The 23,123-nt window shown below is 35.5% G+C and carries 16 protein-coding genes; 14 read left to right on the forward strand and 2 right to left on the reverse strand.

Features of this window, described 5'->3' with window-relative positions; all coding sequences use genetic code 11:
• Positions 1–202: 202 nt before the first annotated feature.
• On the reverse strand, positions 203–1,258 hold the full coding sequence (locus SHYC_RS05900) for a M24 family metallopeptidase (RefSeq protein WP_039645297.1): 1,056 nt from the start codon (positions 1,256–1,258) through the stop codon (positions 203–205).
• Between the two features lie 119 nt (positions 1,259–1,377).
• On the opposite strand from SHYC_RS05900, the gene SHYC_RS05905 reads away from it, so the two are divergent.
• Positions 1,378–2,070: a metal-dependent hydrolase gene (locus SHYC_RS05905; RefSeq protein ID WP_039645299.1), complete on the forward strand. Its 693-nt coding sequence runs from the start codon at positions 1,378–1,380 to the stop codon at positions 2,068–2,070.
• 135 nt (positions 2,071–2,205) lie between these two features.
• Here SHYC_RS05905 and SHYC_RS05910 read toward each other — a convergent pair whose 3' ends face one another.
• Positions 2,206–2,619: a universal stress protein gene (locus SHYC_RS05910; protein WP_039645301.1), complete on the reverse strand. Its 414-nt coding sequence runs from the start codon at positions 2,617–2,619 to the stop codon at positions 2,206–2,208.
• Positions 2,620–2,800: 181 nt separating this feature from the next.
• Here SHYC_RS05910 and SHYC_RS05915 point away from each other — a divergent pair, with 181 nt between their 5' ends.
• From SHYC_RS05915 to polA, 13 genes are all read left to right on the forward strand, one after another.
• Entirely contained in the window at positions 2,801–4,096 is a 1,296-nt protein-coding gene (locus tag SHYC_RS05915) for a DRTGG domain-containing protein (RefSeq protein WP_039645303.1), read from the forward strand.
• Between the two features lie 12 nt (positions 4,097–4,108).
• Positions 4,109–5,044 carry a DHH family phosphoesterase gene (locus tag SHYC_RS05920; RefSeq protein ID WP_039645305.1) on the forward strand — a complete coding sequence of 312 codons (936 nt, stop codon included), beginning with the start codon at positions 4,109–4,111 and terminating at the stop codon, positions 5,042–5,044.
• 14 nt (positions 5,045–5,058) lie between these two features.
• Positions 5,059–8,250, forward strand: coding sequence for a DNA polymerase III subunit alpha (locus SHYC_RS05925; RefSeq protein WP_039645307.1), 3,192 nt, complete (start codon positions 5,059–5,061; stop codon positions 8,248–8,250).
• A 117-nt stretch (positions 8,251–8,367) separates the two neighbouring features.
• Positions 8,368–9,597, forward strand: a complete 1,230-nt coding sequence (locus SHYC_RS05930) for an NADP-dependent malic enzyme (RefSeq protein ID WP_039645309.1) — start codon at positions 8,368–8,370, stop codon at positions 9,595–9,597.
• Between the two features lie 32 nt (positions 9,598–9,629).
• Positions 9,630–10,490: an acetyl-CoA carboxylase, carboxyltransferase subunit beta gene (gene accD / locus SHYC_RS05935; RefSeq protein ID WP_039645311.1), complete on the forward strand. Its 861-nt coding sequence runs from the start codon at positions 9,630–9,632 to the stop codon at positions 10,488–10,490.
• Positions 10,490–11,434, forward strand: a complete 945-nt coding sequence (locus SHYC_RS05940) for an acetyl-CoA carboxylase carboxyltransferase subunit alpha (protein ID WP_039645313.1) — start codon at positions 10,490–10,492, stop codon at positions 11,432–11,434. Before accD ends, SHYC_RS05940 begins: the two co-directional genes overlap by 1 nt.
• 384 nt (positions 11,435–11,818) lie before the next feature.
• Positions 11,819–12,790, forward strand: coding sequence for a 6-phosphofructokinase (pfkA, locus tag SHYC_RS05945; protein ID WP_039645315.1), 972 nt, complete (start codon positions 11,819–11,821; stop codon positions 12,788–12,790).
• Positions 12,791–12,806: 16 nt separating this feature from the next.
• Positions 12,807–14,567 carry a pyruvate kinase gene (gene pyk, locus SHYC_RS05950; protein WP_039645317.1) on the forward strand — a complete coding sequence of 587 codons (1,761 nt, stop codon included), beginning with the start codon at positions 12,807–12,809 and terminating at the stop codon, positions 14,565–14,567.
• Between the two features lie 399 nt (positions 14,568–14,966).
• Positions 14,967–16,085 (forward strand): citrate synthase, encoded by a 1,119-nt coding sequence (locus tag SHYC_RS05955; RefSeq protein ID WP_039645319.1) that lies wholly within the window; start codon positions 14,967–14,969, stop codon positions 16,083–16,085.
• Positions 16,086–16,131: 46 nt separating this feature from the next.
• A complete protein-coding gene (icd, locus tag SHYC_RS05960; protein WP_039645321.1) occupies positions 16,132–17,397 on the forward strand; it encodes an NADP-dependent isocitrate dehydrogenase in 1,266 nt (421 codons plus the stop codon).
• 347 nt (positions 17,398–17,744) lie between these two features.
• Complete coding sequence (locus tag SHYC_RS05965) at positions 17,745–18,449, forward strand: response regulator transcription factor (RefSeq protein WP_039645322.1); 705 nt, start codon at positions 17,745–17,747, stop codon at positions 18,447–18,449.
• Complete coding sequence (gene pnpS / locus SHYC_RS05970; protein ID WP_039645324.1) at positions 18,450–20,150, forward strand: two-component system histidine kinase PnpS; 1,701 nt, start codon at positions 18,450–18,452, stop codon at positions 20,148–20,150.
• 344 nt (positions 20,151–20,494) lie between these two features.
• Positions 20,495–23,122, forward strand: a complete 2,628-nt coding sequence (gene polA, locus SHYC_RS05975; RefSeq protein ID WP_039645326.1) for a DNA polymerase I — start codon at positions 20,495–20,497, stop codon at positions 23,120–23,122.
• The last annotated feature ends 1 nt before the right edge of the window (position 23,123 follow it).

A 23,123-nucleotide genomic window follows, 5' to 3' on the forward strand; every position in this document is an offset into this window, starting at 1 on the left:
AAAAGGGGTGTACCGATAAACGTGTACACCTCTTTCTTTTGACTCTAATACTTTTTTGAATAACATTTCCGTGTTGAGAAGGTATAGGTAGTCTTCTAATGCAATTAATACACGCCATTTTTGCAAAAAATCACCTTCCAAATTATTAATAAAAGCATTTGGAAGGTGATACACGCATATAGACTTAACACAACAAAAAAATTTATTTTTTAAAAGATGATAAAGAACGATGGCCATCAGCTGTGACTAGGATATCATCCTCAATTCGAACCCCCACAACACCTGGAACATATATACCAGGCTCTATTGTGATCACCATACCTTCTTCCAATAAATTATCATTCGTTTCGGAAATGTCTTGATATTCATGGGCTTCTAAACCTAAACCATGTCCTAAGCGATGAGGGAAATACTCGCCATAGCCTGCATCAGTAATAATTCGGCGCGCCGTTTTGTCGATATCACTTATTTTAACACCGGGTTTAATATTATTAATTGCTGCCACTTCTGCATGTTTAACAATGTCATATACCTTTTTAGCTTCATCACTTGGTTGACCAAAGGGAATTGTTCGTGTGATGTCACTACAATAATTTTGATAAATAACACCTAAGTCAAATAAAACATATTCATTGTTTTTTAATTGGCGATCTCCGGGTGTGCCGTGTGGCGCTGCAGCATGGTCTCCGAATAATACCATCGTATCAAAACTCATTTCATGGACACCAAACGCCTTGATTTCATTTTCAATATGGTTGACCACTTCTCTTTCCGTCACACCCTCTTTAAGAAACGCTTCACCTATTTTCATACATTCATCTGCAAGTGCTGCTGCCTTCGATAAAATCTCAATTTCATCTTGTGTTTTCACATTTCTTATCTTTTGAATGATTGGGTCAAGCGATTTCACTTCATTAACTTGAAAGGCTGATTTTAATTCTTGAAAACGGCGATATGTAAGGTGGTTTTCTTCAATTAACAAGGTATCAATTGAAGCCTTATATTTTTGATACGGATTTTCAGTATCTAAATATCCGATAATCTTACCATTAAAAGGAGAAGCCTTTACTTCTTCAACTTCTAGTTGTGGGCAAAATAAGACGCATTCACCATTCGCTTTAACTAATAATGCAAAAAGACGCTCGTGAGGGTCACTTTTATATCCGGTGAAATAAAAAATGTTGATTGGGTTGGTAATCCACGCTGCTTCTGCATGAGTTGCTTTGATTTGTGTTAGCAATATTTCAATTTGATTCATAATAAATGCCTCCTTAATACTTTTATTCTAATTAAGAATCACAAACAATTCAATTTGTAAGAATGTGTGTCATACTTTAAGACGTGGTATAGTGATAGTAACAAAAAGGAGGATGCATTATGAAACTATCTTTTCATGGACAATCAACGGTGTATTTCGAATCAAATGGTAAATCTGGTATCATCGACCCATTTATAACTGGTAATGATTTATCTGATTTAGATGCATCAAAACTCGAAGTGGATTACATTATTTTAACTCACGGTCATGAAGATCATTTTGGCGATACAATTGAAATTGCTAAACGCACCAATGCGACTGTTATTGGAACGGCAGAGGTGGCTAATTATTTAAATACAGCGCATGGAATAGACAATGTTCACGGTATGAATATTGGGGGTCAATGGTCATTCGATTTTGGTGAATTAAAATTCGTACAAGCCTTTCATAGTTCAAGTCTAATGGATGATCAAGGTAAACCAATTTATTTAGGGATGCCGATGGGTGTGATTTTAAAACTTGAAGGCAAAACAATTTATCATACTGGTGATACAGGCTTGTTTAGTGATATGAAACTGATTGCCGATCGACACCCGGTAGATGTTTGTTTTGTTCCTATCGGAGATAATTTTACAATGGGCATAGAAGATGCAAGTTATGCAGTTAACACATTGATTCAACCTAAAATTACTGTTCCTATTCATTACGATACATTTCCAGTTATTAAACAAGATCCTGAAGTTTTTAAAAAAGCAGTGACACATGGAGAGGTTCAAATTCTAAAACCGGGTGAGTGTGTGGAATTGTCTTAAAACTTAATTATATAAATTGAGATTTTTATTAGAAATGATATATGGGATTATATAATTTAAAACCTTCAAAGTTCGTCTTGTTGAACTTTGAAGGTTTTCTGTGTAGTGATAAAGATTACTGCAGGCCGTCCGATGTTACTTTACTATGAGTACGGGGATTTTAGCGCGTTTTGCCACTTTGTGACTGACACTGCCTAATACAAATTTTTTATTTTCTTCTGCTTTACGGTTACTTAATACAACAATCTCATAGCGGCCGCTATTTGCATATGCTACAATTTTTTCTTTAGGATTACCACGATCAATGATTTCTTCATATTGGATATGAGCGGCTTCTAAACGTTTTTTCGTTGAAGCCATCTTTTCGCTTCGTAAATGTTTCAATTCATTAACGTGCGTACCTAAACGTACAGAGGCTTGAACATCTTGTTCGCCGATGACATGAAGCAACGTGACAATAGTTGAGGGTCCAGATAGTTTTTCTACTTCATCTATTGCTTTTACATTTTCTAAATCTGGATCAACAGCGAGTAAAATATGTGTATGCATCATACATACCTCCTTTTTATTATATTTTAAACAAATTATTTACAAAAATCCATTAAACTTCCGTTTGTAATATAATAATTCTCTTTCACATTATCCATTGAAAAAAGGTATAATAGAGAAGACAATGACATCAAGGAAGCGGGTCTATTAAAAAATCCCTGAAGTGGTTGAGGTAATTTAAATGACAAAACATGAACAAATTATTAAACACATTGAAAAACTGTCTATTGGTCAAAAGATTTCAGTGCGGAAAATAGCGAAAGATTTAGACGTTTCAGAAGGGACCGCATATCGAGCAATCAAAGATGCTGGCCAACGTGGTCTAGTCGCAACGATTGACCGAGTAGGGACTGTACGTATAGAAAAGAAGACACGTGAACAATTAGACGTCTTAACTTTTGGTGAAATTGCTAAAATTGTCGATGGCCAATTTATTGCTGGACGTGGTGGTCAATTTAATTCACTGACGAAATTTGCTATTGGTGCAATGGAAAAAGAAAATGTAGTGAATTATGTGTCAAAAAACACGTTATTAATTGTTGGGAATAGAGAAGATGTTCAAAAAGCAGCGTTAAATAAAGGTAGTGCTGTTTTAATCACAGGTGGTTTTGAAACGTCTCAAGAAATAAAACAATATGCGGATGAACATGATTTACCAATTATTTCGTCAAATTATGATACGTTTATGGTAGCGAATATTATTAACCGTGCCATGTACAATCAAATGATAAAAAAAGAAATCTTACTTGTTGAAGATATCGTGATTCCAATTGAAGAAACGTCTTACTTATTTGATACAATGCCTGTGAAAGAAGTCAGTATAAAAGCACAAGAAACAGGGCATTCACGTTTTCCAATTGTTGATAGTGATATGAAACTGACAGGCATTATTACGAGTAAAGATATTTTAAGTCAATCTCCTAAAGCCCCATTAAGTCGTGTAATGACAAAGCCACCGATGAGTGCGCAGTTAAGTACAACAGTAGCAAGTTGTGCGCACTCAATGATTTGGGAAGGTATAGAGTTACTTCCTGTGACTGACGCAGATAAAACATTGATTGGCGTTATTTCTCGAGAAGACGTTTTAAAAGCGATGCAAATTGCAGGACGACAACCACAAGTTGGGGAAACGATCAATGATCAAGTTGCGAAACATATTGATATTCGTAATAACCAAATTCATGTAGAAATTACGCCTCAACTTACCAATCAATTTGGTACATTAAGTAAATCTGTATCCGTTGCGATTATTGAAGAAACGATAAAATATGTTATGCGTAAACAAAAGAAACTTGAAGTGATGATAGAGAGCTTAAATATTTTTTACATTAAGACTGTTCAAATAGAAAATGAAATAGAAGTGCTATACAATATATTAGATATGGGAAGAAATTTCGCGAAACTCGAAGTAACGATGCAAAGCGGACAGCAGCCTGTGGCGACTGCGTTATTGATGTGTCAATTACTTGATAATTAAGGATGTGTGACGATGACTAAATTTGAAGAGATTCAATCAAAAATAAACGAATATGAGACGATTATTATACACCGACACGTGAGACCTGATCCAGATGCATTAGGATCACAAACGGGATTACAAAAATATATTCAAGCAAAATATCCTAATAAACAAGTGTATTGCGTAGGCGAGAATGAACCTACGTTATCTGTTTTTGGTGAAATGGATATCGTTCGTGATGATATGTATAAAAACGCATTAGTAATTGTATGTGATACTGCTAACGCACCGAGAATAGATGATGATCGCTTTCATTTAGGTGCATTTCTCATTAAAATTGATCATCATCCTCCTGTTGATCAATATGGCACCATCAATTATGTAGACACGGAGGCATCATCTACAAGTGAAATCATTTATACGATGATTGAAGCAGCGAATGATTTACAATATATCAACAAAGCGATTGCAAGTGCTTTATATCTAGGAATTGTGGGGGATACGGGACGCTTTTTATTTAACAATACGAAGCCTAAAACTATGCATGCCACAGCGACGTTGTTAGAACAAAACATAGACCACCATGCATTACTCAATAAAATGGCGGAAAAAGAACCCTATTTACTTGCGTTTCAAGGATATGTATTACAACATTTTGAGTTGGATAATGACGGGTTTTGTAAGGTTCGTATTACAAAAGATGTACTTGAATCCCATCATATTGCGCCAAATGAAGCGTCACTTTTTGTGAATAGTATCGCTGAAATTAAAGGTTTGAAAATTTGGGTTTTCGCTGTAGATGAAGGGGAGGACATTCGTTGCCGTATTCGTTCTAAAGAAATCGTAATTAACGATGTTGCTGAACAATTCGGTGGTGGTGGACACCCGAATGCTTCAGGTGTTTCAGTAGAAAGTTGGGACATGTTTGATGCCTTAACTCAGGCATTGAAAGCGAAATTAAAATAGTAGGAGGTCGTGCAATGGTTGCACATTTAAATATTCATTCATCATATGATTTGCTTAATTCAAGTATTCGGATTGAACGTATTGTTGAGAAAGCAAAGCAAGATGGCTACACAGCCATTGCACTTACCGACCTAAATGTCATGTATGGTATACCACAATTTTATGATGCATGTACAAAAGCAGATATAAAACCTATTTTGGGGCTTACAGTATTTGTGACCGATGGATTATTAGAAAAAGAATTAGTATTGTTAGCTAAAAACAATGAAGGGCTAAAAAGACTCTATAAATTATCATCAGATATTAATTTGAGTAAAGAAATGCGCGTCTCTTTACACGACTTAAAACATTATACTGCCGATACAGTAGCTATATTTAAACATATGGATGAAAATGTTGCATCATGGTTTGATGCATTAGCTGCTTCTTCAACAGTATATACTGACCATCATTCGACGATTGACCATATTGCGAAAACTTGGATTGATGCTGCTTATTATGAAACATCAAATGATGGTGATACTGTAGAAGTATTAGGTGCGATTCGTGACAATTCAAAGTTAAACCTTATGGACATTGGACATGAGACAGAACGACATTTCAAATCGATAACAACAGTAAAATCAATGAATTTGCCAGAGGAATGGTTGTTAGCGACAGAGACAATAGCAAACGTATGTAAGGCAAAACTCGACTACCATCAATCTTTATTACCTGCATTTCAAACACCGCAAAATATGACTGCTGACGCATATTTATGGCAGCAATTACAACAAGCGTTGTCGCGTCGACAACTTACCACTCAAGTGTATCAAGAGCGTTTGAAACATGAATTTCAAACAATCAAAAAAATGGGATACAGTGATTATTTCTTAATCGTTAGTGACCTTATCAACTTTGCTAAACAAAATGGTGTCATGGTCGGGCCAGGTCGTGGCTCTTCAGCTGGGTCCTTAGTGAGCTATTTATTAAACATTACGACTATTGATCCTCTAAAATATGATTTGCTTTTTGAACGATTTTTAAATCCTGAACGAGTGACAATGCCGGATATTGATATAGATTTTGAAGATACACAACGAGAAAAAGTGATTCAATATGTTCAAGAAAAGTATGGCAGTTATAGAGTAGCTGGTATTGTCACATTCGGACATCTTCTTGCGAAAGCAGTTGCACGTGATGTTGGTCGTGTTATGGGGTTTGATGAATCAACATTAAGTGAAGCTTCTAAGTTAATTCCGAGTAAACTTGGGATCACTTTAGATGATGCATATCAGTCCGAAGCATTTCAGCAATTTGTACATCGTAATCATCGACATGAACAATGGTTTGAAATGTGCAAAAAACTGGAAGGCTTGCCGAGAAATACTTCCACACATGCTGCTGGGGTAATAGTAAATGATCAACCTTTGTTTCAAACAATCCCGCTTATGCAAGGTGATACGGGCATATTAACCCAATGGACGATGACAGAAGCTGAACGCATTGGTTTATTGAAAATTGATTTTTTAGGGTTAAGAAATTTAACGATTATTCATCAAGTTGTGAAACAAGTGCAGCATCATTTAGGAATTAAAATCGATATTGAAGCCATTCCATTTAATGATAAAGGTGTATTTGATTTGTTGTCTAAAGGTGAAACTACGGGGATTTTTCAACTAGAATCTGAAGGTGTGCGCCGGGTATTACAAAAATTAAAACCTCAGCATTTTGAAGATATTGTTGCCGTGACGTCTTTATATAGACCTGGACCAATGGAAGAAATCCCGACATATATTAAGCGGCGTCATGAACCCTATACTGTTGAATATTTACATCCTGACCTTGAACCTATATTAAAGAAAACATATGGCGTCATTGTTTACCAAGAACAAATCATGCAAATCGCAAGTCAATTTGCTGGATTTAGCTATGGAGAAGCGGATATTTTAAGGCGCGCGATGAGTAAGAAAAATAGAGCTGTACTTGAAAATGAACGACAGCATTTTATAGAAGGTGCTGAGAAAAAAGGCTACCAACGTGCATTAAGTGAACAAATTTTCGATTTAATATTAAAGTTTGCTGATTATGGTTTTCCACGTGCACATGCTGTCAGCTATTCAAAAATAGCTTATATCATGACGTATTTGAAAGTGCATTATGCGCCATATTTCTATGCGAATATATTAAGTAATGTGATAGGTAATGAGACCAAGACAGCACTTATGATTCATGAGGCAAAGCAACAACATATTGAGATAAATGGGCCACACATCAACTATAGTCAATGGCGCTACCGGACATATAAAAATCAAATATATATTTCTTTAGGTGCAATCAAAGGCGTGGGATATCAGAGTGTACAAATGATTGTTAAAGAACGTCAAGAAAATGGGCCATATAAAAACTTATTCGATTTTTGCCAGAGAATTCCTGGAAGGGTTCGTTCAAGACGATTGCTTGAAGCGTTAATTTTATCTGGAGCAATGGATTGTTTTAATAAAAATAGGGCAACGCTTTTACAATCGATTGACAAAGTCAGTGATTTTCAATCAGAGTTAGATCAAACGTTTCTAGAGGCTTTTTCTACAACGAAACAAGCATATGAGGAAACTGAAGAAATGCCAGACCAACAAATATCTAATTATGAAAAACAGTATTTAGGATTTTATGTGTCGAAACATCCTGCCGAAAAAGCATTTGAAAACAAACAGTATTTGGGTGTGTACCCTTTAACAACACAGGTACATCATGAACCTATGCTCGTCATGATAGAAGATATTAAAGTAATACGCACAAAAAAAGGACAACAGATGGCTTTTGTCGTGTTAAATGATGGTGTTCGGCAACGAGATGGTGTCATTTTCCCGAATGTATACCAAACATTAGAATCTTACATACATTTGCATCAATTTTATGTGGTTGAAGGAAAATTTGAACGTCGTAACAATAAAATTCAACTGGTGATCAACACGATTAAAACACTAGAGCAATTTGAAAAAGATAAACTGGCAGCGACACGAAAAATTGTTATTAGAGAAAAATTAAGTGATGATATTAAGCAATATATTACTTCGCCTGAATTACATGCTAGGCAAAAAAATGATATTAATATAGTGTTTTTTGATAGTAATACGAACAATGCCATTAACATTGGATTTATGTCAGCAGAACATCTCCGCATATTTGTTAACGCAATTAGTCCGAAAAATATAAGATTATTATAAGAGTGTTGAAAATGTAATTTGTATATCAATTTTTTATGACGTATAGTATAATGACGTTTAAGTTCGACTGTTTAGCAGTCTACAAGATGTGACAGTAAATACGGGAGTTGATAATGAATGTCTTTAAGAGACGATGCTTTACAAATGCATAAAGAAAACCAAGGGAAATTAGGTGTGGCACCGAAAGTCAAAGTAACAAATAAAGAAGAATTAAGTTTAGCTTATTCTCCTGGTGTAGCAGAACCTTGTAAGGATATCCATGAACGTCCTGAAAGTGTTTATGATTATACTATGAAAAGTAACACAGTGGCCGTAATATCTGATGGTACAGCTGTATTAGGATTAGGGAATATAGGTGCTGAAGCAAGTATCCCTGTGATGGAAGGTAAAGCTGTTTTATTTAAGAGTTTTTCTGGTGTAGATGGCATTCCGTTATCACTTTCAACAACAGATACTGAAGAAATTATACGTACAGTTAAGCTTCTTGAACCTAATTTTGGTGGCATCAATTTAGAAGATATTTCAGCTCCGCGCTGTTTTGAAATTGAAGAAAGATTAAAAAAAGAAACAAAAATCCCAGTCTTTCACGATGACCAACACGGAACAGCTATAGTAACGATGGCAGGTTTGATGAATGCGCTACGAATCGTCAATAAAGATATTGCTAATATTCGCGTTGTTTTAAATGGTGCTGGTGCAGCGGGTATCGCGATTGTAAAGCTATTATATTCATATGGCGTGAGAAATATGGTGATGTGTGATTCACAAGGGGCTATCTATGAAGGACGTCCACATGGTATGAATCCCACAAAAGATTTTGTAGCAAAATGGACGAATAAAGACAAAATTGATGGTAAATTAGCAGACGTTATACAAGGTGCTGATGTTTTTATCGGTGTATCAGTAGCTAACATTTTAACAGAAGAAATGGTTAAAACGATGGCGGATGATCCTATTATTTTTGCGATGGCTAATCCGAATCCTGAAATCACACCGAAATTAGCAAAAGCTGCTGGCGCAAAAGTCATCGGAACAGGACGGTCTGATTACCCAAATCAAATTAATAATGTGTTGGCTTTTCCGGGTATCTTTAGAGGGGCATTGGATGTACGTGCAACGCACATTAACGAAAAGATGAAACAAGCTGCAGTTAAAGCAATTGCGAGTCTGGTTTCTGAGGAAGAACTCAATGTGGATTATGTCATTCCAGGACCTTTTGATAAACGAGTTGCGCCATCCGTGGCAAGAGAAGTAGCAAAAGCAGCTATGGAGTCAGGTGTAGCACGTATCGATGTTGATCCGGAAGATATCTATCAAAAAACGTTAACATTAACTGACCTTAAATAACACAGAGATAAAGTTAGTGTGGAGGTAAAAGTATGTTTAAAGATTTTTTCAATCGAAATTCAAAAAAGAAAAAATATGTGACAGTTCAAGATTCGAAGCAAAATGATGTTCCTGAAGGTATTATGACAAAATGTCCAAATTGTAAAAAAATTATGTACACAAAGGAACTTACTGAGAATTTGAACGTGTGTTTCAATTGTGACCACCATATCCCTTTATCTGCGCATAGTCGTATTGAGGCGATTTCAGATGAAGGTTCATTCATTGAATTTGACAAGGGAATGACTTCGGCCAATCCATTAAACTTTCCAGGTTATGAAGAAAAAGTAGAAAAAGATCAAGCTAAAACAGGTTTGAATGAAGCGGTTGTGACAGGTACGGCTAAAATCAATGGCATCGAATTTGGTGTTGGTGTTATGGATTCTCGCTTTAGAATGGGAAGTATGGGATCTGTCGTAGGTGAAAAAATTTGCAGAGTTGTGGATTATTGTACAGAACATCGTTTACCATTCGTTTTATTTACTGCTTCAGGTGGGGCGAGAATGCAAGAAGGTATTATTTCATTGATGCAAATGGCAAAAACAAGTGTTTCTTTAGAGAAACATTCAGAAGCAGGTCTTCTATTTATTTCATATATGACACACCCGACAACGGGTGGTGTATCAGCAAGCTTTGCATCTGTAGGAGATATTAATTTAGCTGAACCTAAAGCGCTAATAGGCTTTGCTGGTCGTCGTGTTATTGAACAAACGATAAACGAAAAATTACCAGATGATTTCCAAACTGCAGAATTTTTACTTGAACATGGTCAACTTGATAAAGTCGTGCATCGAAGTGAAATGAAACAAACATTAGCGCAATTATTGGAGATGCATTGTGAGGTGAAATCGTAATGCTAGAATTTGAAAAATCCATTCAAGAAATTCAAAATAAAATCGATTCATTAAAAGAAGCGCAATCAAAAAATGATGTTGATTTATCTGATGAAATTGAAATGTTGGAAGCAGCATTACTCACAGAAAAAGAAAAAGTTTATACAACTTTAAAACCGTGGGATCGTGTTCAAATTGCACGTTTGCAAGAAAGACCGACATTACTCGATTATATTCCACATATCTTTGATGATTTTATTGAATTTCATGGAGATCGTAATTTTAGAGATGATCCAGCAATTATCGGTGGTATCGCGTATTTTAATGGTTTACCTGTGACGGTTATTGGACAACAACGTGGTAAAGATACGAAAGATAATATTTACCGAAATTTTGGTATGGCTCACCCAGAAGGGTATCGAAAAGCATTGCGGTTAATGAAGCAAGCTGAAAAATTCCAACGCCCAATTTTTACATTTATTGATACTAAAGGTGCCTACCCAGGTAAGGCAGCAGAAGAACGCGGTCAAAGTGAATCTATCGCCCGTAATCTAATAGATATGGCTGGCTTAACCGTCCCAGTTATTGCGATTGTTATCGGTGAAGGCGGAAGTGGTGGAGCACTTGGTTTAGGTGTAAGTAACAGGATTCTTATGCTTGAAAATAGTACATATTCAGTTATTTCACCAGAGGGTGCCGCTGGTATTTTGTGGAAAGATAGTGCATTAGCCAAAATTGCTGCCGAAACAATGAAAATTACTGCATATGATCTTAAGGAGCTCAATATCATTGATGAAGTTGTCAAAGAACCGCTTGGCGGCGCGCACCAAGATGTAGAATTACAAGCCAAACACATAAAAGAAAAATTTGCAGCACATTTAAAAGCGTTTGAAAAAATGAGCCCAGAAGCGATTAAAGAAGATCGCTTTAAGAAATTTAGAAAAATGGGAACTTTTGTCGAATAAAAATTATGTTTGTAGTACTAATGCAAACGATAGAGCCTTCAAGATTCATAATGTTATGAACTTTGAAGGCTTTTAATTTTAGTAAGATGACTTAGGCATTCAATTAATAATACCGCTGTGTCAAATAGAATAACATTTCAAAAGTACAAATTTGATTGAAACGTGCATGTGGAAAAATTATGACATCATTTATAAATTGAAATGTGCAATTAGAATGACATAATATATGCAATGAAAACACATATGAAAACGTGTAATATGAACGATTCATGACATTTTGTTAATAAACCGTTTTCATGCCGAGATGAACTTATTTTTAATGGATTGCCATTTAAATTTATGGTATTTTTAAAGTAATAACAAAGCGAGAAAGGGAATGTCTACATGAAAAAAATTGCAGTTTTAACAAGTGGCGGAGATGCACCTGGAATGAATGCGGCAGTACGAGCAGTGGTTCGTAAAGCTATTTACCATAACATTGAAGTATATGGCGTATATCAAGGTTATCAAGGTCTTATCAATGATGATATACACAAACTTGAACTTGGTTCTGTCGGTGATACCATTCAACGAGGAGGAACGTTCTTATATTCTGCCCGTTGTCCTGAATTTAAAGAAAAAAGCGTTAGAGCAAAAGGTATAGAAAATTTACGTAAACGTGGAATTGAAGGACTTGTAGTTATCGGTGGAGATGGGAGTTACCGTGGCGCTCAACGTATCACAGAAGAATGTCAAGACATACAAACCATCGGCATCCCTGGTACAATCGATAATGATATAAAAGGCACAGATTTTACAATTGGTTTCGACACTGCACTCAATACTATAATTGAGTCTGTCGATAAAATAAGAGATACCGCTTCAAGTCACGCGCGTACTTTCATAATTGAGGTAATGGGTCGTGATTGTGGAGACTTGGCTTTATGGTCAGGTTTAGCAGTAGGGGCAGAATCAATTATCTTACCTGAAGCAGATTATAATATTCAAGATATCGCTGAAAAAATTCAACACGGTATTGATAGAGGGAAAAAGCATTCTATCATTATTGTGGCAGAAGGATGTATGTCAGGTAACCAATGCGCAGAAGAATTAACGAAATATATTAATGTCGATGCGCGTGTTTCCGTTCTAGGACACATTCAACGTGGCGGTAGTCCAACAGGTGTTGATCGTGTACTTGCGTCAAGACTTGGTGGCTACGCATTGGAATTATTAATGAATGGTGAAACTGCCAAAGGGGTAGGTATAAAAGATAACCATTTAACTGCAACGGAATTTGATCAAATTTTTAACAACACTGAAAACAATAAGATAAACAAACGCATGCTTGAATTAACAAAGGAATTATCGATTTAACATAGGAGGCATAGCCATGAAAAAAACGAAGATTGTTTGTACGATTGGTCCAGCATCAGAATCAGAGGAAATGTTAGAAAAACTTATGAGAGCGGGAATGAACGTTGCACGTTTAAACTTCTCACATGGATCACATGATGAGCATCGTGCACGTATTGAATCCATTCGTAAAGTTGCCAATAAATTAAATTTAAATATCGGGATTTTACTAGATACTAAAGGTCCAGAAATACGTACACATAACATGAAAGACGGTTTAATTACACTGGAAAAAGGGTCAAATGTTACGGTGAGCATGTCTGAAGTAGAAGGTACACCAGAGATGTTTTCTGTCACTTATGAAAACCTCATAAACGATGTACATGTAGGTTCTTTTATCTTATTAGATGATGGGCTTATTGAATTATTAGTAGAAGACATTGACACAAATGCAGGTCATGTCCATTGTAAAGTTTTAAATACTGGTGAACTTAAAAATAAAAAAGGTGTAAATTTACCTGGAGTGAGTGTTAATTTACCTGGTATTACTGAAAAAGATGCTGAAGATATCCGTTTTGGTATCGAACAAAATGTAGATTTTATTGCTGCAAGTTTTGTAAGACGTTCAAGTGATGTATTAGAAATTCGTAAAATCTTAGAAGAAGCAAACCATCATACAATTAGCATTATTCCTAAAATTGAAAACCAAGAAGGTATCGATAATATTGATGACATTCTTGAAGTATCTGATGGTTTAATGGTTGCTCGTGGGGATATGGGTGTAGAAATTCCACCTGAAACAGTGCCAATTGTACAAAAAGACTTAATTCGAAAATGTAACAAATTGGGCAAACCAGTGATCACGGCTACACAAATGTTAGACTCGATGCAACGAAATCCACGGGCGACACGTGCAGAAGCTTCTGACGTTGCTAATGCAATTTATGACGGTACTGACGCAGTCATGTTATCTGGTGAAACTGCTGCAGGATCATATCCTGAGGAAGCAGTCAAAGCAATGCACAATATTGCTGTTGCAGCAGAGCAAGCCCAAGATTACAAAAAATTATTATCAGACCGCACAAAACTTGTTGAGACATCACTAGTGAATGCAATTGGTGTATCAGCAGCGCATACGGCTCTTAATTTAAATGTTAAAGCCATTGTTGCAGCCACAGAAAGTGGTAACACGGCAAAAACAATCTCTAAATACCGTCCTAAATCAGATATTTTGGCTGTAACACCAAACGAAACAACAGCACGCCAATGTACTTTAATTTGGGGTGTGTATCCAGTTATTAAAAAAGGAAACTTCACAACAGATGAACTTTTAAATAATGCTGTAGCGACTGCCATTGAGTCTGAACGCGTTGTTAATGGGGACTTAATAATCATTACTGCGGGCGTACCTACGGGTGAGTCTGGTACAACAAATCTTATGAAGCTTCACCTTATTGGTGACGAAATTGCTTCAGGGCAAGGTATTGGCCGTACATCAGCTGTAGGTCATACTGTTGTTGTTAGCGACGCTTCTCAGTTAGAAGGTAAAGATTTATCTCAGGCTGTAATTGTTACACCATCAATCGATGAAAATTTTGTACCTTATTTAGATCAAGCAGTGGGCTTAATCACTGAAGAAGGTGGCTTAACGTCACCAAGCGCAATTGTCGGACTTGAAAAAGGCATTCCTACTGTAGTTGGTGTCAATGGCGTACTTGAAGCCATTAAAGATGACATTCTCGTAACTGTTGACGCTTCACAAGGTAAAGTATTTGAAGGTTACGCTAACGTTTTATAAAAAAGTTTTTTAAATCAAAGCATAAATAAAGACAAAACCACTATATATCGGGTATAAATGATATATAGTGGTTTTTTATATACATGGATTATAAATAGTAATATTGCTTATTGTAATTTTGGTATTTATACACCTGTAATGCTTATCATTTATTATTATTAAATATGATAAAGAAAGCAAATGATTTAAATGAACGAACACAACTCAGCTCTTAAACAAGCTAAAAACACGATTATATCAACGTTTCGAACTTGAAATAAGTCCTAAATATATCTATTTGTATTAGATTATTCTGATATTTCAACGTTCATTAAATATTCACAAATAGCGTAATATTAGCTATAATGACTTATGAAAGCCATTACAAAAGAGCGAATATACAGTAAAGGGGAAATTCTTATGGCACAACTACAGAAAGGTTTAGAAGGTGTAATTGCAGCAGAGACAAAGATTAGTTCAATCATCGATAGTCAGTTAACGTACGCTGGTTATGATATTGATGATTTAGCTGAAAATGCTTTGTTTGAAGAAGTGATGTTCCTTCTTTGGAATTACCGATTACCAAATAAAGAAGAACTACAGGAACTAAAAGATAAATTACACCATTATATGACGCTTAATCCACGTATGTATAGTCATTTTGAAGAATATACGACGGATGAAGTGCATCCAATGACTGCTTTACGTACGTCTGTATCTTATTTAGCGCACTTTGATGATAACGCGGATGATAATGACGAAAATGCATTATATGAGCGTGGTATCCGCATTCAATCCAAAATAGCGTCATTAGTCACATCTTTTGCACGTGTGCGTGAAGGGAAAAAACCTGTGAAACCGGATACATCATTATCTTATGCAGCTAACTTTTTATATATGTTAAAAGGGGAAAAACCAACTGATGTAGAGGTTGAAGGTTTCAACAAAGCGTTAATTTTACATGCTGATCATGAATTGAATGCATCTGCATTTACAGCACGTTGTGCGGTATCATCAATGTCTGATATGTATTCAGGTATAACAGCTGCTGTAGGCTCTTTAAAAGGACCATTACACGGTGGCGCGAATGAACGCGTTATGAAAATGTTGACTGAAATTGGCTCCATAGAGAATGTTGAACCATACTTGAAAAAAGCATTTGAAAATAAAGAGAAAATAATGGGGTTTGGTCACCGCGTTTATAAAAATGGGGATCCTCGAGCAAAATACTTAAAAGAAATGAGTCATAAGATTACTGAAGAAACAGGTCAAAGTGAATTGTTCGAGATTTCACTCAAAATAGCAGAAATTGTGAAAAAAGAAAAAGGACTATTACCTAACGTCGATTTCTATAGTGCGACAGTGTATCATAGTATGGGTATCGATCACGATTTATTTACACCAATTTTTGCAGTAAGCCGTACTTCTGGTTGGGTTGCGCATATTTTAGAACAACTTCGCAACAATCGAATTATGCGTCCTCGTGCAACGTATATTGGTGAAACAAATCGCACATATACACCGATTGAAGCACGTTAATTGATCCATTTTACGAGTAGATATTTAAAATCATGGAGGGTACTTTATAATGAGTGAAAAAATTGTTAAAACAGCTGATGGTTTAAACGTACCAAATCAACCAATCGTTCCGTTTATTATCGGTGATGGCATTGGCCCAGATATTTGGAAAGCAGCGAGTCGTGTCATCGATGAGGCAGTAAAAAAAGCTTATAATGGCGACAAAGCAATTTCTTGGAAAGAAGTATTAGCCGGGCAAAAAGCATTCGACCAAACAGGTGAGTGGTTACCGCAAGAAACACTCGATACGATAAAGGAATATCTGATTGCAATCAAAGGACCATTAACAACACCAATTGGTGGAGGTATTCGTTCACTTAACGTTGCTTTACGCCAAGAGTTAGATTTGTTTACATGTTTGCGCCCAGTACGTTGGTTCCAAGGTGTCCCATCACCAGTTAAAAATCCACAGGATACAGATATGGTTATTTTTCGAGAAAATACAGAGGATATTTACGCTGGGATTGAATTTAAAGAAGGTACAGCTGATGTTAAAAAAGTCATAGACTTCTTACAAAATGAAATGGGTGCTAAAAATATTCGTTTTCCTGAAACGTCTGGAATTGGGATTAAACCTGTTTCTAAAGAAGGAACTGAGCGATTAGTACGAGCTGCGATTCAATATGCAATAGACAATAACCGTAAATCAGTAACTCTTGTGCATAAAGGCAATATTATGAAATTCACTGAAGGTGCCTTTAAGCAATGGGGCTATGACTTGGCTGAACGTGAATTTGGAGATAAAGTTTTTACATGGCAACAATACGATAGAATTGTTGAGGAGAAAGGTAAAGATGAAGCCAATGCGCGCCAGGAAGAAGCGGAAAGAAATGGCAAAATTATTATTAAAGATTCCATTGCGGATATTTTCCTACAACAAATATTAACACGTCCGTCTGATCATGATGTAGTTGCAACAATGAACTTAAACGGAGATTATATTTCTGATGCATTAGCGGCTCAAGTTGGTGGGATTGGAATTGCACCAGGTGCAAACATCAACTATGAAACTGGACATGCTATTTTCGAGGCAACACATGGTACGGCACCAAAATACGCTGACCTTGACAAAGTAAATCCATCATCTGTTTTATTATCTGGTGTCCTACTTCTAGAACACTTAGGTTGGCAAGAAGCTGCCGACTTAATCACTGCATCTGTTGAGAAAACGATTGCTTCTAAAGTAGTGACTTATGATTTTGCACGTTTAATGGAAGGTGCAACAGAAGTAAAAACTTCAGAGTTTGCAGATGAATTAATTAAAAACCTATAGATTTCAAAGGTGAAAGTTAATATTCTAAACATTTATCCAGGTGGAGCGTGAGATGCTTCACCTGGTTTAAGTTATGAATGTTTTTTATAGTCCAAGCTCGACCATGGTCATTCAATCTAAATCAGTTTTAATGAATTTATATGATTATACATTCATGGCACACATTAAAAATGTTGGGAAACGATGATAAATTGTAATGTGCTGGGTATATATGAAGAGAAGCATGAAACGGGTTTGTAATATTTGTTAATGCATTATGAAGTTATTGTAAAGTTACTTAATAACATATTATTTTTAAGTTCGTTTTAAGTTATAATGAACTTAATTATACATAGGAGGTACGTTTAATGGTGCAAAGAGTGCTCGTAGTAGATGATGAACAATCGATTGTCACACTACTTAAATACAATCTTGAACAAGCAGGGTATATTGTTGAAATCGCTCAAGATGGCGAAGAAGCCATTCAGAAAGAAAAAGAAACGAAACCTGATTTAATCGTATTAGATGTGATGTTACCTAAAAAAGATGGTATCGAAGTATGTAAAACAATTCGTTCTGACAAAAATCAGGTTCCAATATTAATGCTAACAGCAAAAGATGATGAATTTGATCGTGTTCTAGGATTAGAATTGGGTGCTGATGACTACATGACGAAGCCTTTCTCTCCTAGGGAAGTTGTTGCAAGAGTTAAAGCGATTTTACGTCGATCCTCTCAATTTGAAACAACGCGCGTCGACGAAGATGATGAAGATATTGTAATTGGTCCAATCCGTATTAGACCGGATTATTTTGAAGTATACCGTAATGATGATTTATTGGAATTAACACCTAAAGAATTTGAATTGTTATTGTATCTCGTAGAGCGACAAGGTCGTGTGATTACAAGAGAACATATGTTGAATTCTGTATGGAATTATGAATTTGCTGGTGATTCACGTATTGTTGATGTACACATCAGTCATTTACGTGACAAACTTGAAGAAAACCCTAAACAACCACAGTTTATTAAGACAGTGAGAGGACTGGGTTACAAATTGGAGCGACCAAAATAAATGATAAAGTTTTATCATAAGTTATTAATTATACTTACAACAATCACTGTTGTAAGTTTTCTTATATTAGGTTTTATCGTTCATAATTCTATATATACGATTTCTGTAGACCATCAAAAACGAGAATTACTCAAACACTCAAAACAAATCATCCAACTTAATCAATCACATAATGAGGCACGTATTCATGACATTGCTGAAACGTACCAAGCGAATATACGAATCATACAAAATGGGAAAATGAACAACGTCACGACTACAAAAGAATTTGAGATTGAAAAAAGACAAGATGAACTTATAAGACAACTTAAATCTGAAAATCCTGTTTATATTTTAGATGGTAAAGCAGGTGAATACTTGTTTGGTATTCACCATCAACATACCACGCTTTTAATAAGCGGAAAATATGATACGGTTTATGATTTACAGATGCAATTTTGGAAGTATTTAATTTTAATTGGTATCGTTATTATTGCATTAATTTTCTTCACAGTACGTTATATTAATCGCACGTATATTCAACCGATTAATGAGGTGTCATATGCTGCGTCTTTATTAACTCAAGGGAATTATAAAGTACGTATTCCTGAGAGTAGCGTGAAAGAAACGCGTGAGCTATACGTAACAATCAATGTGCTAGCTAGAAGGCTTGAACGTTTAAATAGCGAGCAAAAAATTCAACGCAATCGACTTGTAACGACATTGGAAAATATTCCAAGCGCAGTTTTAATGATAGATAAACATGGAAAAATCGTTGTTGCAAACAAAACGTTTTATGAGATTTTTAATGAGACTAAAAATGTTGAACATCAAAACTATGAAAAATTCTTACATCCAACATTGAAAAAACTTGTAGTTGAAGGTTTCCGCACAGAAAAACCTGTATATGACCAAGTGGAACTCCAATTGAGCTTAATACATCAAAAGTTTTTTGATACGTCATGTGTTCCGATTTTAACGAGAACGAAAAAACGATTACAAGGGATGGTTATTGTTCTCCATGATATTACACAATTGAAAAAATTAGAGAATTTAAGGCGAGATTTTGTGGCAAATGTCTCTCATGAATTAAAAACACCAATAACCTCGATGAAAGGTTTTACTGAAACACTTTTAGATGGTGCTAAAAATGACGAAGCATCTTTAGACATGTTCTTAAATATTATGTTGAAAGAATCTAACCGTATTCAATCACTTGTTGATGATTTATTGGACTTATCAAAAATTGAACAAAATACCGCCCTTGACAAACATCAAATCAATTTATCTCAAGTTGCAAACAATGCGCTCGCGATGATTCAGCCATTAGCAAACGATAAAAACATTGATTTAATTGATGAAATTGATGACAAGGTAACTGCTTTAGCCGACGAAACGAAAATGTCACAGGTAATCGTGAACTTGCTGTCCAATGCTGTAAATTATTCGCCTCCAGATAAAACCATAACATTACGTGTGTTTGAAGATGCGAAATATAAGGTGATAGAGGTTATCGATGAAGGTATAGGTATTGCCGAAGAAGAAACAGGGCGCATTTTCGAACGATTTTATCGTGTAGATAAAGCGCGCAGCCGTGAATCAGGTGGAACTGGTCTTGGTTTATCCATTACGAAACACATCGTTGAAGGCTATCAAGGTATTATTGAGGTGGAAAGCGAAATAGGGAAAGGCTCTACATTTAGAGTTCAATTACCAGAATAATGTCGAATAACAGGGATAGTACACAGTACTCTGTTAATCAAAAAAGCCAACAAAGTTCTTGTACATGAACTTTGTTGGTTATATTTATATATAATTTTAGTCTTTACGCGGGAAAGGTAAATAAATTAAAACATCACTTTGATTGCTTCCTTAGCGAGATTTTTGAGGCAATAAGCCGAAAGTGAAAATTCCTTTTAAGGTAAGGCGCCTAGAAAAGTGAGAGGTTTGGAACAATTAAAATTTGATAAGATTTATGTCAATGTCCCGTTTCCTTTATCGTACTGAAATGGGTATTTAGAGCAGGATGTGATAAAATAAATGCAAAGTAGCTAGGAGGGAACCACGTGGAAAAATTAGTTTTAATTGATGGTAACAGTTTAAGCTTTAGAGCCTTTTATGCGTTGCCTTTATTACAAAACAAGTCAGGTATTCACACGAATGCCGTTTATGGCTTCGCACGCTTATTAGAAAAAATTATAAAAGAAGAATCACCCACACATTTTCTAGTTGCATTTGATGCTGGTAAAACAACATTCCGACATGAAACATACAAAGAATATAAAGGAGGGAGACAAAAAACACCCCCTGAACTCAGTGAGCAATTTCCTTATATTCGACAATTGTTAGATGCTTATAAGATTAAACGGTATGAATTGGAGAATTACGAAGCTGATGATATTATCGGGACGTTAAGCCGCGAAGCAGACCGACAAGGGTTAAAAACCATCATCATTACAGGTGATCGTGATTTGACGCAACTTGCGACGGACAATGTGACCATTTATTACACAAAAAAAGGGATTACTGATGTCGATCATTATTCTCCGGCATTTATTTCAGAACAGTATGGCGGTCTAACACCAGATCAAATACGTGATTTAAAAGGGTTAATGGGAGATGCCTCTGACAATATTCCTGGTGTAGCTGGCGTTGGTGAAAAAACTGCTTTAAAGTTATTACATCAATTTAAAACTATTGAAGGTGTTTATGATAATCTAGATCAAATCAGTGGAAAGAAATTAAAAGAAAAATTAGAAACAAGTCAAGCGGATGCATTCATGAGTAAACGATTAGCAACTATAAATTGTGAAAGTCCAATTTCAGTTACGATTGACGATACCAAACGACCTACATCGATCGATGAATCAGATAAAATAGAGTTATTTAAAACACTGGAATTCCGTCAATTGTTAGATGATATTGATGTTAAAGCAAATCAACCTACCATTCAAAAATCATATCAAATCTTGACGGATTTTGAAGGGATTAATTTTGATGCACTTGACGCGGCACCGCTTCATATTGAAATTGATGGAGACAATTACTTAAAAAATGACATTTTGAAGATTGGCATAAAAATTGATCAACATTATGTTGTTATTAATGCACTCCAGATTAAAGCCTATCCTACGTTTGTGCAGTGGTTAGAAAGTGATGAAACAGCAAAATATGTTTTTGATGCTAAAAAAACTTACGTTGCATGCAAACGTTTAGGTATCGATATTAAAAATATGGTGTTTGACACGATGCTAGCAAGTTATTTAATTGATCCTTCTCAGACGATAGAGGATGTAGCATCCGTTTCGTCAATGTATGAAGGAACAGCTGTGCAAGACCGTGTTGCTGTTTACGGTAAAGGGAAGAATTACCATATTCCAGATGATGCTACACTATCACACCATATTGCAACTATCTTAGATGCCATTGAAATCATACAACCTATTATGAAAGAAAAGTTGAATGCACATGAACAATTGGCTTTGTTGACAGATATTGAACTCCCATTAGCGCTCATTTTAGGAGAAATGGAAATCACAGGTATATATACAGATGTGGCTACACTTCAAACAATGGAATCAGATCTTCAAACAAAACTTAACAAACTTATTTTGGACATTCATGAGCAAGCTGGAGAGACATTTAATATCAATTCTCCTAAACAACTTGGTGTTATTTTATTTGAAAAATTAGAGTTACCTGTCATTAAAAAGACAAAAACAGGCTATTCGACAGCTGTTGATGTTTTAGAAAAATTACAAGGACAACATGAAATTATCGATTTGATATTACAATACCGAACACTTTCTAAGTTACAATCGACATATGTTGAAGGTTTGCAAAAAGTGATATCTGAAGATCAACGTATTCACACGCGCTTTAATCAAACTTTGGCACAAACAGGTCGATTATCATCGGTAGACCCTAATTTACAAAATATTCCTATTCGAATTGAAGAAGGTCGTAAAATTCGTAAAGCATTCAAATCATCTGATGAAAATAATGTTATTTTAGCAGCGGATTATTCTCAAATTGAACTGCGTGTGCTTGCGCATATTACAAAAGATCGCACTCTTCAAGACGCATTTATTAATGATGAAGATATTCACACAACAACAGCGATGAAAGTCTTTAATGTTGAAGCTTCTGAAGTCACAGCACTAATGCGTCGCCAAGCGAAAGCTGTTAATTTTGGGATCGTATATGGTATTAGTGATTATGGTTTAAGTCAAAGTTTAGGGATTTCGCGAAAAGCAGCCAAACAATTTATAGATGATTATTTAAACCATTTTCCAGGTGTTAAGACATATATGGAAGACATTGTTCAAGATGCTAAACAAGATGGGTATGTTGAAACATTATTAAAACGTCGTCGCTATATTCAAGATATCACGAGCCGTAATTTTAACAAACGTGGTTTTGCGGAACGTACAGCGATGAATTCCCCTATTCAAGGGAGTGCAGCAGATATTATAAAATGTGCAATGGTCAAGTTAGATGAAGCGATGAAGCAGTCAGATTTTAACGCGACATTATTGTTGCAAGTACATGATGAATTAATATTTGAATTACCAAAAAATGAAGTGGAAGCGTTTAGTGAATTTGTTGAAGATATTATGATTCACGCTTTAGAATTAGATGTACCGCTTCGTGTAGATTCCGATTACGGGAAAACGTGGTATGATGCGAAATAGA

This window comes from Staphylococcus hyicus, from assembly GCF_000816085.1.
Lineage (GTDB): Bacteria > Bacillota > Bacilli > Staphylococcales > Staphylococcaceae > Staphylococcus > Staphylococcus hyicus.